This window comes from Tindallia californiensis (assembly GCF_900107405.1).
GTDB lineage: Bacteria > Bacillota > Clostridia > Peptostreptococcales > Tindalliaceae > Tindallia > Tindallia californiensis.
Genome location: NZ_FNPV01000003.1, coordinates 246,510 through 259,168, shown reverse-complemented (window position 1 = coordinate 259,168; position 12,659 = coordinate 246,510). Strand labels below are relative to the sequence as shown.

Annotated in this window: 12 protein-coding genes; all 12 read left to right on the top strand. The window is 42.0% G+C overall.

Going from position 1 to position 12,659, the window contains the following annotated elements; genetic code table 11:
- Positions 1 to 63 precede the first annotated feature (63 nt).
- Entirely contained in the window at positions 64 to 261 is a 198-nt protein-coding gene (locus BLV55_RS05265) for a cold shock domain-containing protein (RefSeq protein ID WP_093311985.1), read from the top strand.
- Positions 262 to 527: 266 nt separating this feature from the next.
- A complete protein-coding gene (locus BLV55_RS05260) occupies positions 528 to 2,006 on the top strand; it encodes a degradosome RNA helicase CshA (protein ID WP_093311980.1) in 1,479 nt (492 codons plus the stop codon).
- Positions 2,007 to 2,125: 119 nt separating this feature from the next.
- The gene (locus BLV55_RS05255) at positions 2,126 to 2,752 is read left to right on the top strand and encodes a 3'-5' exonuclease (protein ID WP_093311977.1); all 627 of its coding nucleotides are present in this window, start codon (positions 2,126 to 2,128) and stop codon (positions 2,750 to 2,752) included.
- A gap of 261 nt (positions 2,753 to 3,013) precedes the next feature.
- On the top strand, positions 3,014 to 4,420 hold the full coding sequence (locus tag BLV55_RS05250) for a sodium-dependent transporter (RefSeq protein WP_093311975.1): 1,407 nt from the start codon (positions 3,014 to 3,016) through the stop codon (positions 4,418 to 4,420).
- A gap of 165 nt (positions 4,421 to 4,585) precedes the next feature.
- The gene (gene kce / locus BLV55_RS05245; protein ID WP_093311973.1) at positions 4,586 to 5,401 is read left to right on the top strand and encodes a 3-keto-5-aminohexanoate cleavage enzyme; all 816 of its coding nucleotides are present in this window, start codon (positions 4,586 to 4,588) and stop codon (positions 5,399 to 5,401) included.
- Between the two features lie 34 nt (positions 5,402 to 5,435).
- Complete coding sequence (gene fsa, locus BLV55_RS05240; RefSeq protein ID WP_093311968.1) at positions 5,436 to 6,080, top strand: fructose-6-phosphate aldolase; 645 nt, start codon at positions 5,436 to 5,438, stop codon at positions 6,078 to 6,080.
- 92 nt (positions 6,081 to 6,172) lie between these two features.
- Entirely contained in the window at positions 6,173 to 7,141 is a 969-nt protein-coding gene (gene glpX / locus BLV55_RS05235) for a class II fructose-bisphosphatase (RefSeq protein ID WP_093311963.1), read from the top strand.
- 11 nt (positions 7,142 to 7,152) lie between these two features.
- Positions 7,153 to 8,451, top strand: a complete 1,299-nt coding sequence (gene rho, locus BLV55_RS05230) for a transcription termination factor Rho (protein WP_093311961.1) — start codon at positions 7,153 to 7,155, stop codon at positions 8,449 to 8,451.
- Between the two features lie 112 nt (positions 8,452 to 8,563).
- A complete protein-coding gene (rpmE, locus tag BLV55_RS05225; RefSeq protein WP_093311958.1) occupies positions 8,564 to 8,761 on the top strand; it encodes a 50S ribosomal protein L31 in 198 nt (65 codons plus the stop codon).
- A 452-nt stretch (positions 8,762 to 9,213) separates the two neighbouring features.
- Positions 9,214 to 10,560, top strand: coding sequence for a dihydrolipoyl dehydrogenase family protein (locus BLV55_RS05220; protein ID WP_093311956.1), 1,347 nt, complete (start codon positions 9,214 to 9,216; stop codon positions 10,558 to 10,560).
- Positions 10,561 to 10,608: 48 nt separating this feature from the next.
- On the top strand, positions 10,609 to 11,478 hold the full coding sequence (prmC, locus tag BLV55_RS05215; RefSeq protein WP_093312307.1) for a peptide chain release factor N(5)-glutamine methyltransferase: 870 nt from the start codon (positions 10,609 to 10,611) through the stop codon (positions 11,476 to 11,478).
- A 95-nt stretch (positions 11,479 to 11,573) separates the two neighbouring features.
- Entirely contained in the window at positions 11,574 to 12,644 is a 1,071-nt protein-coding gene (gene prfA, locus BLV55_RS05210; RefSeq protein ID WP_093311954.1) for a peptide chain release factor 1, read from the top strand.
- Positions 12,645 to 12,659: the final 15 nt, after the last annotated feature.

Genomic DNA, 12,659 nt, shown 5'->3' with positions numbered 1-12,659 from the left:
AGGCAGTATCAAAGACTTTGGAGTTTATTTTGCTTTTAACAGAATTAAAAAGGAGGCCAACAAATGACTGGCAAAGTAAAATGGTTTAACGCAGAAAAAGGTTTTGGATTTATTGAAAGAGAAGACGGTGACGACGTATTCGTACATTTCTCAGCTATCCAGAGTGACGGTTTCAAAACTCTTGATGAAGGTCAAGAAGTTGAGTTTGAAGTAGTGGACGGTAACAGAGGTCCTCAAGCTGCAAACGTAACCAAGCTGTAGTTATAAAATCAGACCGAAAAAAGGCAATCCGTTTTGCGGAATTGCCTTTTTTTATGACTAATGGGAGATCTTGATTGATTCGCTTTGTTTAAGAGAGTGATGGATTAGGAATAATGAAGTAATATGTGAAGTGGATTGTGTTAATTCGTCATTCCTAATTCATTATTCCGGATATGATCGGGTGCTCTAAATAGGTCTGGTGCGAATGCTAAAAAACAATTAAAAAGATGTAAGCTGTTGAAAAACAAAGGAGATGAAAGAGTTACATGAAATTATTTAATGAACTTGGTATTGGGAAAGAAACACTTAAGGCTTTGGAAAATATGGGATTTGAGGAAGCGACTCCTATACAGACATCCACGATCCCTCTTTTAATGGAAGGAAAAGACGTTATTGGTCAGGCTCAGACTGGAACGGGGAAAACCGCTGCTTTTGGTGTGCCTATGGTTGAAATGCTGGACCCAGCAGAAGGCATGGTGCAGGGATTGGTGGTTGCGCCTACAAGAGAACTGGCGGTTCAGGTAGCGGAAGAAATCAATCGTATTGGACAAATAAAAAAAATAAGAGCCCTGCCGATCTATGGAGGACAGGAAATTGGGCGACAAATCAAATCCTTAAAAAACAAGCCCCACATTGTAGTGGGAACACCTGGGCGTTTGATGGATCATATGCGTCGCAAGACGATTCGGATGGAAAAAATATCCATGGTCGTATTGGACGAAGCGGATGAAATGTTGAACATGGGTTTCATTGAAGACATTGAGACTATCTTGAAAGAAGTGCCTACAGAACGACAGACCTTATTGTTTTCAGCTACAATGCCGAAGCCTATTCAAAAGCTGGGTGAGCAGTTTATGCAAAATCCGGAACTTATTCGGACAAAGGCGAAGGAAATGACCGTAGATCTTACGGAACAAAGTTATATTGAAATAATGGAGCGGAAAAAATTTGATGTTCTTTGCAACTTGCTGGACATACAATCTCCGGAATTAGGTATTATTTTTGGCAGAACCAAAAAACGTGTAGACGAACTATATGAAGCCCTTCAAAAGAGAGGTTACTCAGCGGAGGCTATTCATGGCGACTTGACCCAATCTCGAAGAGATCAGGTAATGAGACGTTTTAAACAAGGTCAGGTTGAATTGCTGGTAGCAACCGATGTCGCGGCACGTGGCTTAGATATTAGTGGTGTCACTCATGTATATAATTTTGATATTCCGCAGGATCCGGAAAGTTATGTTCATCGGGTAGGTCGGACAGGACGAGCAGGGAAAACGGGAGAAGCCATCACTTTTGTCACATCACGAGAAATGGATCACCTTAGAAGTATTGAGCAGAGCATTAAGAAAAAAATTCTTCGAAAATCAGCTCCGACCTTGTCAGACGCTTTGGAAGGTCAGCAACGAACAGCGGTAGAAAACTTGCTGCAAATTATAGAGAATAAAGAGTACTTGCCTTATCAGGAAGTGGCAAGAGAGCTATTGGAAGAAAATGACTCTACCTTGATGGTGGCGGCCGCTTTGAAATTAATTACGAAAGAACCGGTGACGATTCCTGTAAAAATCACTGAGCAGGAACCTCTTCGGAGAAGTCGAAAAAGCAGTGGCGGCTATAAAGGATCAAAAAGTGGCTCTAAAGGTGGCTACAAAGGCGGAAAACCTGGAGGAAAAAGCAGGTGGAATTCAGGTAACAGCCGAAAAAAGACCGATAACAGAGGGAAGTCTCAATCAAAAAATAAATGGTAGCAACAATAGCTTTCTGGTTCTCTTCGCAGTTGTGAAGAGAACTTTTTTGTTTCAGGAATTTCTTTTGTAAGGTACAATAGAGTAGTGTAAGAAAAAATAATGACAAAAGGGAGTTTGTGATGCAACGGATTATATATGATTTAGAATTTAATACAGCATTTAAAATAGATCGGAAAACAAAACAGTTAAAAAAAGGGAATGCTCATCCGGAATGCCCGCAGGAAATTGTTGAAGTAGGAGCGGTGAAATTAAACGATGAGTATGAGGTGATAGACAGTTTTCAAATAATGGTAAAACCGACGCTATATCAACGGATGCACCCAACCATACAAAAGAAAACAAAAATTACCAGGGAAATTCTGGATAGCGGGATATTTTTTCCAGAAGCAATGAAAATTTTTAAGGAATGGATAGGTGATGACCCTGTACAACTGTGCTCCTGGGGAATGGACGATTATAACGAACTGAAACGCAACTGCGACTACCATTGCATCGTAATGGACTTGAAAATTACCTGGTGTGATGTTCAGAAAATGTGCATGAAAGTCATGGAAGCACCTAAGGGGCAGCAAGTAGGCTTGAAAAAAGCGGTGACACACTTTGGGATTACGATGGAAGAACGTTTTCATAGTGCTCTGAACGATGCTGTCTATACCGCTAAGATTTTAGAAGCCCTTGAAAGACAGAAGGAATCATTTGAAAACCTGGGTTTATTGGAGGGGGAAAAGATAGCGAATACAAATTAAATGGGAAGAAAGTCTTGGGAGATGTTAATTGACAAACAATTAACAAATTGATTATTAATTAAGACAATTTCGAATAATCCTTGTTGAAGCTGGTATATTATGTTATAATCAAATTGATTTATTTTGAATTATCTAAGAGAAAAAGATTCGGACTTTTCTGACACAAGGAAAAAGAGGGGGTGAAAAGTAAAATAACACAGGAAAAGCAAGTACTTCGTTAACATCTTGATGACGCAACTTACATTTTGAAGGAGGTATTTTATGAAACAAAGAGAAAACTGGGGATCCCGCATAGGTTTTATTATGGCGGCGGCTGGTTCAGCTGTTGGGTTGGGTAATATCTGGCGATTTCCATATATGGCAGGAGATAATGGTGGCGGTGCATTTATTTTAATTTATTTAGGTTTTGTATTTGTTATTGGACTTAGTGTAATGATTGCTGAATTTGCGATTGGCCGAAGAACAGGCCTGGCAGCCGTAGGTGCTTATAAAAGTTATAGTGACCGATGGACTTTTGCCGGTGTGATCGGAGTTCTTTCCGCCTTTTTCATCATGGGTTTTTATCCGGTGGTAGGCGGCTGGTCCTTGGCTTATGTATTTAAGTCTTTAACAGGTCTTATGTCCGATGCAGGTGCTATTGGTGATGCTTTTGGAGGGTTTATTGGCAATCCGGTAGAACCTTTAGGATGGATGCTTGTTTTTCTTGTTTTTAATATTCTGATTGTTGCGAAAGGGATTGCCGGTGGTATTGAAAAAGCAGCACGGATACTAATGCCAACCCTATTGGTGCTTTTAGCCTTTCTGACGCTTAGAAGTGTTACCCTTCCGGGCGCCAGTGCGGGTCTTGAATTTATTTTCAAACCAGACTTTTCGGAAGTTTCAGGGCAGACATTGCTGGCAGCACTTGGGCAAGCCTTTTTCTCTCTTAGTTTGGGAATGGGTTGTATGATTACTTACGGTAGTTATTTGAGTAAAAAAGAAACCCTGCCAAACAATGCGTTGATTGTAACGGCTCTTGACGTCGGAGTAGCTATTTTAGCAGGTGTTGCTATTTTTCCGGCCCTCTTCTCTTTTGGTATGGAGCCAACAGCTGGTCCTGGGCTTGTGTTCGTAGTAGTTCCAATCATTTTTGCGGAAATGGGTGCGATAGGCCCCTTGTTTGGAGCTGTTTTCTTTATTGCTCTGACCGTTGCGGCTTTGACTTCCTCCGTTTCTCTGCTGGAAGTAGTGGTTGCGTATCTTATTGATCAGCGAGGCATGGAAAGAAAGAAATCTGTCTATTCTGCTGGTGGAATTATGATCGTGACGGGAATTCTTTCCTCTCTTTCTCTGGGAGTAATGAGTGGAGTCACCATTTTTGGTGTAGGGTTCTTTGATTTCTTCGATATCCTGACGGATAAAATCTTCCTGGCGATTGGCGGAATGTTGCTGGCAATCTTTGCTGGATGGGTAGTTAAAAAAGAAGATCTATACGACGAACTGACTAATAGCGGTGAAAAAGAATTTGGATTATTCAACATCTGGTATAATTTGATCAAATACGTTATTCCTATTGCGGTTGCGGTTGTAGCTGTTATGGGAATTACAGACATCGAACAAACTGGCTTGATGATCTTTGGGCTAGCAATTATTGCTATCCTGGCAATTTTCTCACCAAAACTGTCCTAGTTAAAAAGCATATCCTTCTTAAGGATGATCAGGAAAGCTCTTTTCTTCGGGAAAGGGCTTTCTTTTGTGTGTAGTTCCTTTCAAATAGTGAAAAATCCTGTTATAATGATAGACAACATAATGACCATTATTAACCAGAATGACAACTGTGAAAGGAGCGATTTTGTGGAAAAACTGATTATTACAGCGGCTCTGACGGGGGCTGAAGTGACACGAGAAAACCAACCGGCGTTGCCTTTAACTCCGGATGAAATTGCAGCCGAAGCAAAAGCGTGTTGCGAGGCAGGGGCTTCTATTTTGCACGTGCATGCCAGAGACGAAGAAGGGAATCCTACTCAGGACAGAGAGGTTTATCGAGAAATAAAAGAAAAAATTGAAGCTTCTTGCGATGCTATTTTTCAGCCATCTACGGGCGGGGCAGTTTGGCATAGTCCGGAAGAACGGCTACAACCGGTGGAACTGAATCCAGAAATGGCTAGTCTGACCAGTGGTACCTGTAATTTTGGGTCAGAAGTATTTATGAATACAGAGAGCATGATGGAACAATTTGCAGCAATGATGCTTGAGAGAAATGTGAAACCGGAGATAGAAATCTTTGAAAGAGGATTTATTGTCAATGCGATGAAGTTAGTGAAAAAAGGACTTTTGAAAGAGCCGATTCATTTTGATTTTGTACTGGGAGTACCGGGGGCCTGTCCGGCAACACCGGAGGATTTGCTGGCTATGAAAAATGCCATACCGGAAGGATCTACCTGGACGGTGGCTGGTATTGGCCGTCATGAATTACCGATGTCTGTGATGGCGATTCTTTTAGGTGGTCATGTTCGTGTAGGATTTGAAGATAATGTGTTTTACCGAAAAGGTGAGTTGGCGACTTCTAATGCTCAACTGGTAGAACGGATTGCTCGAATCTCAAGAGAAATGGGTCGTGAAGTGGCAACGCCGGACGAAGCACGAATGATTCTTGGGTTAAAAAAATAGCAAAATGAGTCAAGAGAATGAAGGAGCTGATGGAATGAAGTTGTTTATCGATACGGCTAATTTAGATGAAATCAGAGAAGTGAATCGTTGGGGTGTTCTTGAGGGAGTGACCACCAACCCTTCGCTGATCGCCAAAGAGCAAAGGGATTTCAAAGAAACCGTAAAAGAGATCGCTAGCATTGTAGACGGACCTATTAGTGCTGAAGTGATAAGCCTTAAGGCGGAAGAGATGGTGGAAGAAGCAAAGGCGTTAGTGGATATTCACCCGAATATTGTTATTAAAGTGCCTATGACAGAAGAAGGGTTGAAGGCTACCAAGCTATTTTCTGAGCAAGAGATAAGAACCAATGTAACCTTGGTGTTTTCAGCTGCACAAGCATTGCTGGCGGCAAAAGCTGGCGCCTCTTTTGTCAGTCCCTTTCTCGGTAGATTGGATGATATTGGACATAATGGAATGGACCTCATAACCGAAATAAGCCATATTTTCGATAGACATCTTATCGATACAGAAATTATTGCGGCAAGCATTCGTAGAAATACCCATGTCACGGAAGCGGCGGCGGCTGGCGCTCATATTGCAACTATTCCCTACACTGTTTTTAAGCAAATGGTCAAACATCCCCTTACGGATTTGGGTATCCAACGATTTCTAAAAGATTGGGAAAATGCGGTGAAGTAAAGGGAGAATCATAAAAAAGCAGAATGGTGCCTTTGTAGTGCCTTTAAAGGCGACTTTAATGCATCATTCTGCTATTTGGGAGGTGCTGTGAAATGGATCGAAATCTAGCGTTGGATTTAGTGAGAGTGACGGAAACGGCCGCCTTAAGAGCTGCGAAGTTTATGGGGAGAGGCGATAAAAACGCGGCGGATCAGGCTGGGGTAGATGGTATGCGACGTATGTTTGATACGATTGATATTGACGGAATCGTAGTGATTGGTGAAGGCGAGATGGATGAAGCACCGATGCTTTATATCGGCGAAGCAGTAGGGAAAGGTGGACCTCATTCACCTAAGGTAGATATTGCCGTCGACCCTGTGGAAGGGACAACTAGTGTGGCCAATGGAATGCCTAATTCTATTTCGGTTATCGCCATGGCGCCGAGAGGCTGTTTGCTAAATGCACCGGATATGTACATGGATAAAATTGCGGTGGGGCCTAAAGCGGCACCATATGTTGATTTGGGTGCCCCGGTGGAAGAAAACCTTAAAGCGACGGCTGGAGCATTAGGTAAAAGCATTCAAGACTTAACCATAGCCATTTTGAATCGGGATCGTCATGCAGGGATTATTGAAGAGTGCCGAAGAGCTGGTGCGCGGATAAAGCTATTTGAAAACGGTGATGTGGATGCGGCAGTAGCAACCTGTGTCGAAGAGACGGGTGTGGATATGTTACTAGGTATTGGCGGAGCACCGGAAGGTGTTATTGCCGCTGCTGCACTGAAATGCATGGGTGGAAACTTCCAAGGTCAGTTAGTGCCGTTTGAAGAAGAAGAGGAAGAACGATGCGAAAAAATGGGAATAGATGTGTCTAAAATTTTAACCCTGGACGATATGGTAAAAGGGCCTGAAGCTTATTTTGCCGCAACAGGAATATCGGATGGAGCTTTACTGAAAGGCGTTAATTTTATCGGGAATGGGATGGGAAAAACTCATTCTGTGGTGATGCGTTCTGAAAGTGGTACCATTCGCTTTGTGGAAGCCATTCATAATTTCAATAGAAAGCCGCTTTATGCGTTTTAGGAGGTGTCCGCTTGGATCGCAAGGGACTTGAAGAAAAAAAGCTCCAGGATTTACGTGAAATTGCAAAAAACATAGGCATTAAAAATCTCGCACGGTATCGAAAGCAGGAACTGATCGATTTAATCATGACGGCTGAAGGAAAGAAGAAAACCCTTGTGTTACCTCAACATCTTTCGGAAGAAATACCGGATGGAGAAGAGGCGAATAAGGCACAGGGAATCCTGGAGATCATGCAGGATGGATATGGATTTTTGCGAAGCGATAACTATCTGTCTGGAGATGCTGATATTTATATGTCCCCGTCTCAAATACGGAGATTCAGTATGAAAACCGGCGATTTAATTACAGGAGTTACGCGACCGCCTAAATCCGGCGAGAAGTATAAAGCGCTCTTATACGTTCGAAAAATAAATGGATTAGATCCGGAGAAAGCCAGCAAAAGACCTTCCTTTGAATACCTGACCCCCATTTATCCTCAGGAAAGGTTAAACCTTGAATATCAGAATCATGACCTGTCCACCCGCCTTATTGACCTTCTTGCACCGATTGGAAAAGGCCAACGCGGTCTCATCGTTTCTCCTCCAAAAGCAGGAAAAACCATTTTACTTCAGAAAATAGCTAATAGCGTAGCTCATAATAATCCGGAAGTAGAAATCATTGTGCTACTTATTGATGAACGGCCGGAAGAAGTGACGGATATGAAACGCTCGATCAAAGGAGAGGTGATTTATTCCACCTTTGATGAAATGCCAAGTCATCATATTAAAGTGGCCGAAATGGTATTAGCCCGTGCTCAACGTTTGGTAGAACATGGTAAAGATGTCCTTGTTTTATTGGACAGCCTTACCCGTTTGGCACGTGCATACAATTTAACCGTACCAGCTTCTGGCCGAACTTTATCCGGCGGGTTGGATCCGGCTGCTTTGCATCCACCCAAAAAGTTTTTTGGTGCGGCACGAAAACTGGAAGAGGCAGGAAGCCTTACGATTATGGCTACAGCCCTAGTGGATACGGGAAGTCGTATGGATGATGTGATTTATGAAGAATTTAAGGGAACTGGTAATATGGAGCTTCATTTGGACCGGAAACTTTCGGAAAAAAGAATTTTCCCAGCAGTGGACATTAATCGATCTGGCACCAGGAGAGAAGAGCTTTTGTTAAGCCAACTGGAATTAGAGACAATATGGCGTATTCGAAGAGCGCTTAGCAACAACTCTGTTCAAGAAGTGACAGAAACAATTATTAAACTGATGACGGATAGCAAGGATAATCGAGAATTTATTGACATGGCTGGTAAAAAGTTGCTATAATGGTATCTTGCATAGGGTCAATTCCTATGCTATAATAATAGCGTTCTTTTCGTACTAATTCGTCCTGAATTGGCAGGGCTTTCAAAGTACCAATAGGAAAGAGGTGAAGGAAATGAAAAAGGGAATTCATCCGGAGTATAATGAAGTGCAGGTGCATTGTGCTTGTGGAAACGATTTTAAAACTCGGTCTACAAAAGAAGAAATTCGTGTTGAAATTTGCTCAGATTGCCATCCATTTTACACTGGTAAACAAAAAACCATGGAAAAAGGCGGTCGTGTTGAAAAATTCAAAAAGAAATATGGTGTGTAGTGACCAACCAATCCCGACTGGATTTATCAGCGGGATTTTCTTTTTATTTCGAAAAGAAGGGAGAAAAATTAAAATAAATGTTTAAGATCAAAAGCAGGTGGTATCATAGTAATACAATAGATTCCGGTAGCTCCCTGTCACTCTCGGTGAGCAACCAAAATGATTCTGGTGAACCCATCAGACAATAAAGAGTCGTAAAGGCTTGAAAAGTAAGAAAAAATGATTGCAAGTAACGGGTATGACCTTTATGGAAGAAAAATCCAAATATTTTTGAAAGGCGTTGATGTATGAAATCAGAGCATAGTATTCCACCAAAGTTTATAAGAGAATGGCAAAGCTACTTCCGAATCTATTATGGATAACGAGCTTCTCACCTTAAAAAGTGCAGAAGCTCGTTTGATTTTTTGTGTTATAATGCAATAAATAAGCTGAAAAAAGGTGGTGGAAAACCAATGATCAATAGAGAAGCAAAGGTTTTAATAATTGGTGGTGGTACAGCTGGCTATACTTGTGCTATGGAATGCAGCAAACAGGGGCTGGAAACAATCTTGGTGGAGAAGGAATCAGTTTTAGGTGGTACTGGTTTTCGATCTGGCTGTCTTCCGGTTAAATTTCTTTTGGATCAGCTGAAGTTAACGAGAAAAGTAGAAATGTCGGGAAGAAGCTTATCGGTGGATAGGGATGCCTTATTTCAAAAATGCCAGCAATATATGGAAGAGACCAGCCAAAGGATGGAAAAAAACCTAAAAAAGAATGGGGTTCAGCTACTTTGGGGAAATGGAAAATTTCTGGATGCCAATACGTATCAGGTAGATCACCCTAATCATTCCTATCAAATCCATGCTGAAAAAATAGTGGTGGCAACGGGAACCAGCCCTGGCTATCCGGAACATATAAGGCCGGATGAGGATAAAATTCTTACGCACAGAGAAGCTGTAATGCTTAACAAAATACCGGATTCCCTGCTTATTATAGGGGGGGAAGTAGAAGGATTGGAATTTGCCTCTTTATTTTCAGAGTTAGGTAGTCGGGTAACGGTGCTGGAGATGATGCCGGCCTTTCTTGAAGGCATGGATGAAGACTTGAAACAACCCCTATTTGACAGGTTGTTAAAAAACGGCGTAAGCTTAAAAAGTGGTTGTAAGGTAGCGGAGGCTGAAATATTGCCTGAAGGTGTCAAGCTCAGAGCAGAATCCGGGGAAGCTTATTTAGGAGAAAAAGTCATTGTAGCCATGTCACGCAAACCTAATTTTCCTAGGGGACTTCAAGAACTGGAGATAGAAATAAAAGAAAACCGTATTCTTACCAATAAACAGTGCCAGACATCTCTGGCGCCTATCTATGCGATAGGGGATATTAATGGACGCATGGAGATGGCACATACCGCCGGACAACAAGGTTTATTTCTCGGCAGGCATTTAGCATTCAATCAATCCATTCCCTGGGAGTATGAAGCTTTACCAAGAGCTATGTTTACCATACCGGAAAATGCAGGGGCGGGAAAACAGGAAAAAGAACTGATAGCTGAAAAAACACCCTACCGTAAAGGGATGGCTTATTGGAAGGATACCTGGCGGGGAGGAGTACAACCCTGGAGTCAAGGACATATAAAAGTATTGGTTGATGATGGGGGGATACTGCTGGGGGTGTGGATGACCGGTTTGGATATTGGTGAACAGGTGGGTTTTCTCGGCATGATGATACAGCAGAAGATGAAAGTGTCAGACATAGAAAAACATTTGATGGTTCATCCTACATTGTCGGAAGGAATCTTGCAGGCAATTGGCAATATCCAATAAACAGGAGGCGTAGCTTCTTCGTTAGGGAAAAAGGAAAGGGTGGAAAGGGTGACAAGGATAGAATGGATTCGATGGGCCGTGAATGAATTAAAACAATCGGAAGTGCAAACTCCCATCCTAGATGCGGAAGTGCTGATGGCACATCTTCTTAAAGTAGAGCGAATACAGCTTCATATGTATCCGGAGCTGGAGGTTGATCAGAGAACAGGGGAAGAATTCGCTGAATTAATTCAAAGAAGAAAGCAACAATGTCCTGTAGCATATTTGACAGAAGAACAGGAATTTATGGGCCTTTCTTTTCGGGTGACACCGGCGGTTCTGATTCCTCGACCGGATACGGAAATTCTGGTGGAAGCTATATTGAAATGGGTGAAAAACCACCAGAAAAAAGACTTGCTATTGGCCGATATTGGGACTGGCAGCGGCGCTATTGCCATAAGCCTGGCTCACTTTGAGCCGGAGCTTCAAATCATAGCGACAGATATTTCTCAAGAAGCCTTAGAAATTGCAAGAAATAATGCAAAACAGCAACAGGTTGATCATCAAATTACTTTTCTTTTCGGAGACATGATAGAACCGATAAAAGCCCAAGGAAAAAAACTGGATGCAATCGTGTCTAACCCACCCTATATTACGCAAGAGGAAATGAAAAGCCTTCCTCTTTCTGTCATTGGTTACGAACCGAAGATGGCCTTGGATGGTGGTACTGACGGACTGGCCCCTTATCGGATTATCTTGGAAGAAGCTTTAGAGCTGTTGAAGCCGGGGGCTCTTCTGGCTTTTGAAATGGGATGGAAGCAAGGGGAAGCATTACAGATATTGATGGAACAGGCAGGATTGGAAAATGTAAGGATTCTCAAAGATTTAGCTGGCAAGGATCGGACAGTAATAGGATTTAAAAAGAACTGGCAATCCTAGAGTCGGTTTGATATAATAACTTGATGGAAAAAATGTGTTAGTCATAAAGGTTATGAAACACCGTTGATACGGATAGAGGAAAAGGTGATGAATAAATGCTTGAAAAGTTGTCGTTTTTAGAAGATAAATACGAAGATCTTGGAAAAAAACTAAGTGATCCGGAAGTCATCAACCAGCAGGATTTGTGGAGAAAATTGATAAAAGAACATGCTGAGCTGGAAGAAATTGTGGTGGTATATCGGGATTATCGAGAAACCCTTCAAGGCTTAGAGGATACAAAAGCAATTTTGTATGATAAAAGCAACGAAGAAGAGTTAAAGGAAATGGCTCGTATGGAACTGGGCGAGTTAGAAGAAAAAGAAGAAACACTTCGGGAAAAGCTTCGAATTATGTTATTACCCAAGGATCCTAATGATGATAAAAATGTTATTGTAGAAGTGCGTGCCGGGACAGGCGGGGACGAAGCTGGACTTTTTGCCGCTGATTTGTTTCGGATGTATTCCCGGTTTGCAGAAGATCAAGGATGGAAAGTAGAATTAATGAGTGCCAGTGAAAGTGGTGTAGGTGGATATAAAGAAGTGGTGTTTATGATAAAAGGAAAAGGCGCTTACTCCATGATGAAATTTGAAAGTGGCACCCATCGTGTTCAACGTATTCCTACCACAGAATCAGGTGGTCGTATACATACTTCGGCGGCTACAGTAGCTGTATTGCCAGAAGTGGATGATGTGGAATTTGAAATAAACCCTAATGACGTAAGAGTAGACGTGTTCAGAGCTTCAGGTCATGGTGGTCAAAGTGTTAATACGACAGATTCGGCTGTTCGAATTACGCATCTGGAAACGGGCATTGTATCAAGTTGTCAGGACGAAAAATCTCAGCTGAAAAATAAAGACAAAGCCATGAAAATTTTGAAAGCTCGTCTGTATGATAAAATGGCACAGGAACAAGCCAATGAAATTGCTCAAAATCGTCGAAGTCAGGTAGGATCAGGAGACAGAAGCGAGAGGATACGCACCTATAATTACCCGCAAGGCCGTGTGACGGACCATCGGATCAATATGACCATATATCAGCTTGACTCCTTTATGCAGGGAGATATAGGGCAGATGATCAATGCATTAATTACAGAAGATCAAGCGGAGCAAATGAAAGAGATGGCATAAAAGAGCGGGACAATA

What these genes read in the sequence shown, in the direction of transcription:
- prfA (WP_093311954.1), top strand. Translation starts at nt 11,574, where the DNA reads ATGCTTGAAAAGTTGTCGTTTTTAGAAGATAAATACGAAGATCTTGGA.
- BLV55_RS05250 (WP_093311975.1), top strand. Translation starts at nt 3,014, where the DNA reads ATGAAACAAAGAGAAAACTGGGGATCCCGCATAGGTTTTATTATGGCG.
- BLV55_RS05260 (WP_093311980.1), top strand. Translation starts at nt 528, where the DNA reads ATGAAATTATTTAATGAACTTGGTATTGGGAAAGAAACACTTAAGGCT.
- fsa (WP_093311968.1), top strand. Translation starts at nt 5,436, where the DNA reads ATGAAGTTGTTTATCGATACGGCTAATTTAGATGAAATCAGAGAAGTG.
- BLV55_RS05220 (WP_093311956.1), top strand. Translation starts at nt 9,214, where the DNA reads ATGATCAATAGAGAAGCAAAGGTTTTAATAATTGGTGGTGGTACAGCT.
- BLV55_RS05265 (WP_093311985.1), top strand. Translation starts at nt 64, where the DNA reads ATGACTGGCAAAGTAAAATGGTTTAACGCAGAAAAAGGTTTTGGATTT.
- rpmE (WP_093311958.1), top strand. Translation starts at nt 8,564, where the DNA reads ATGAAAAAGGGAATTCATCCGGAGTATAATGAAGTGCAGGTGCATTGT.
- BLV55_RS05255 (WP_093311977.1), top strand. Translation starts at nt 2,126, where the DNA reads ATGCAACGGATTATATATGATTTAGAATTTAATACAGCATTTAAAATA.
- glpX (WP_093311963.1), top strand. Translation starts at nt 6,173, where the DNA reads ATGGATCGAAATCTAGCGTTGGATTTAGTGAGAGTGACGGAAACGGCC.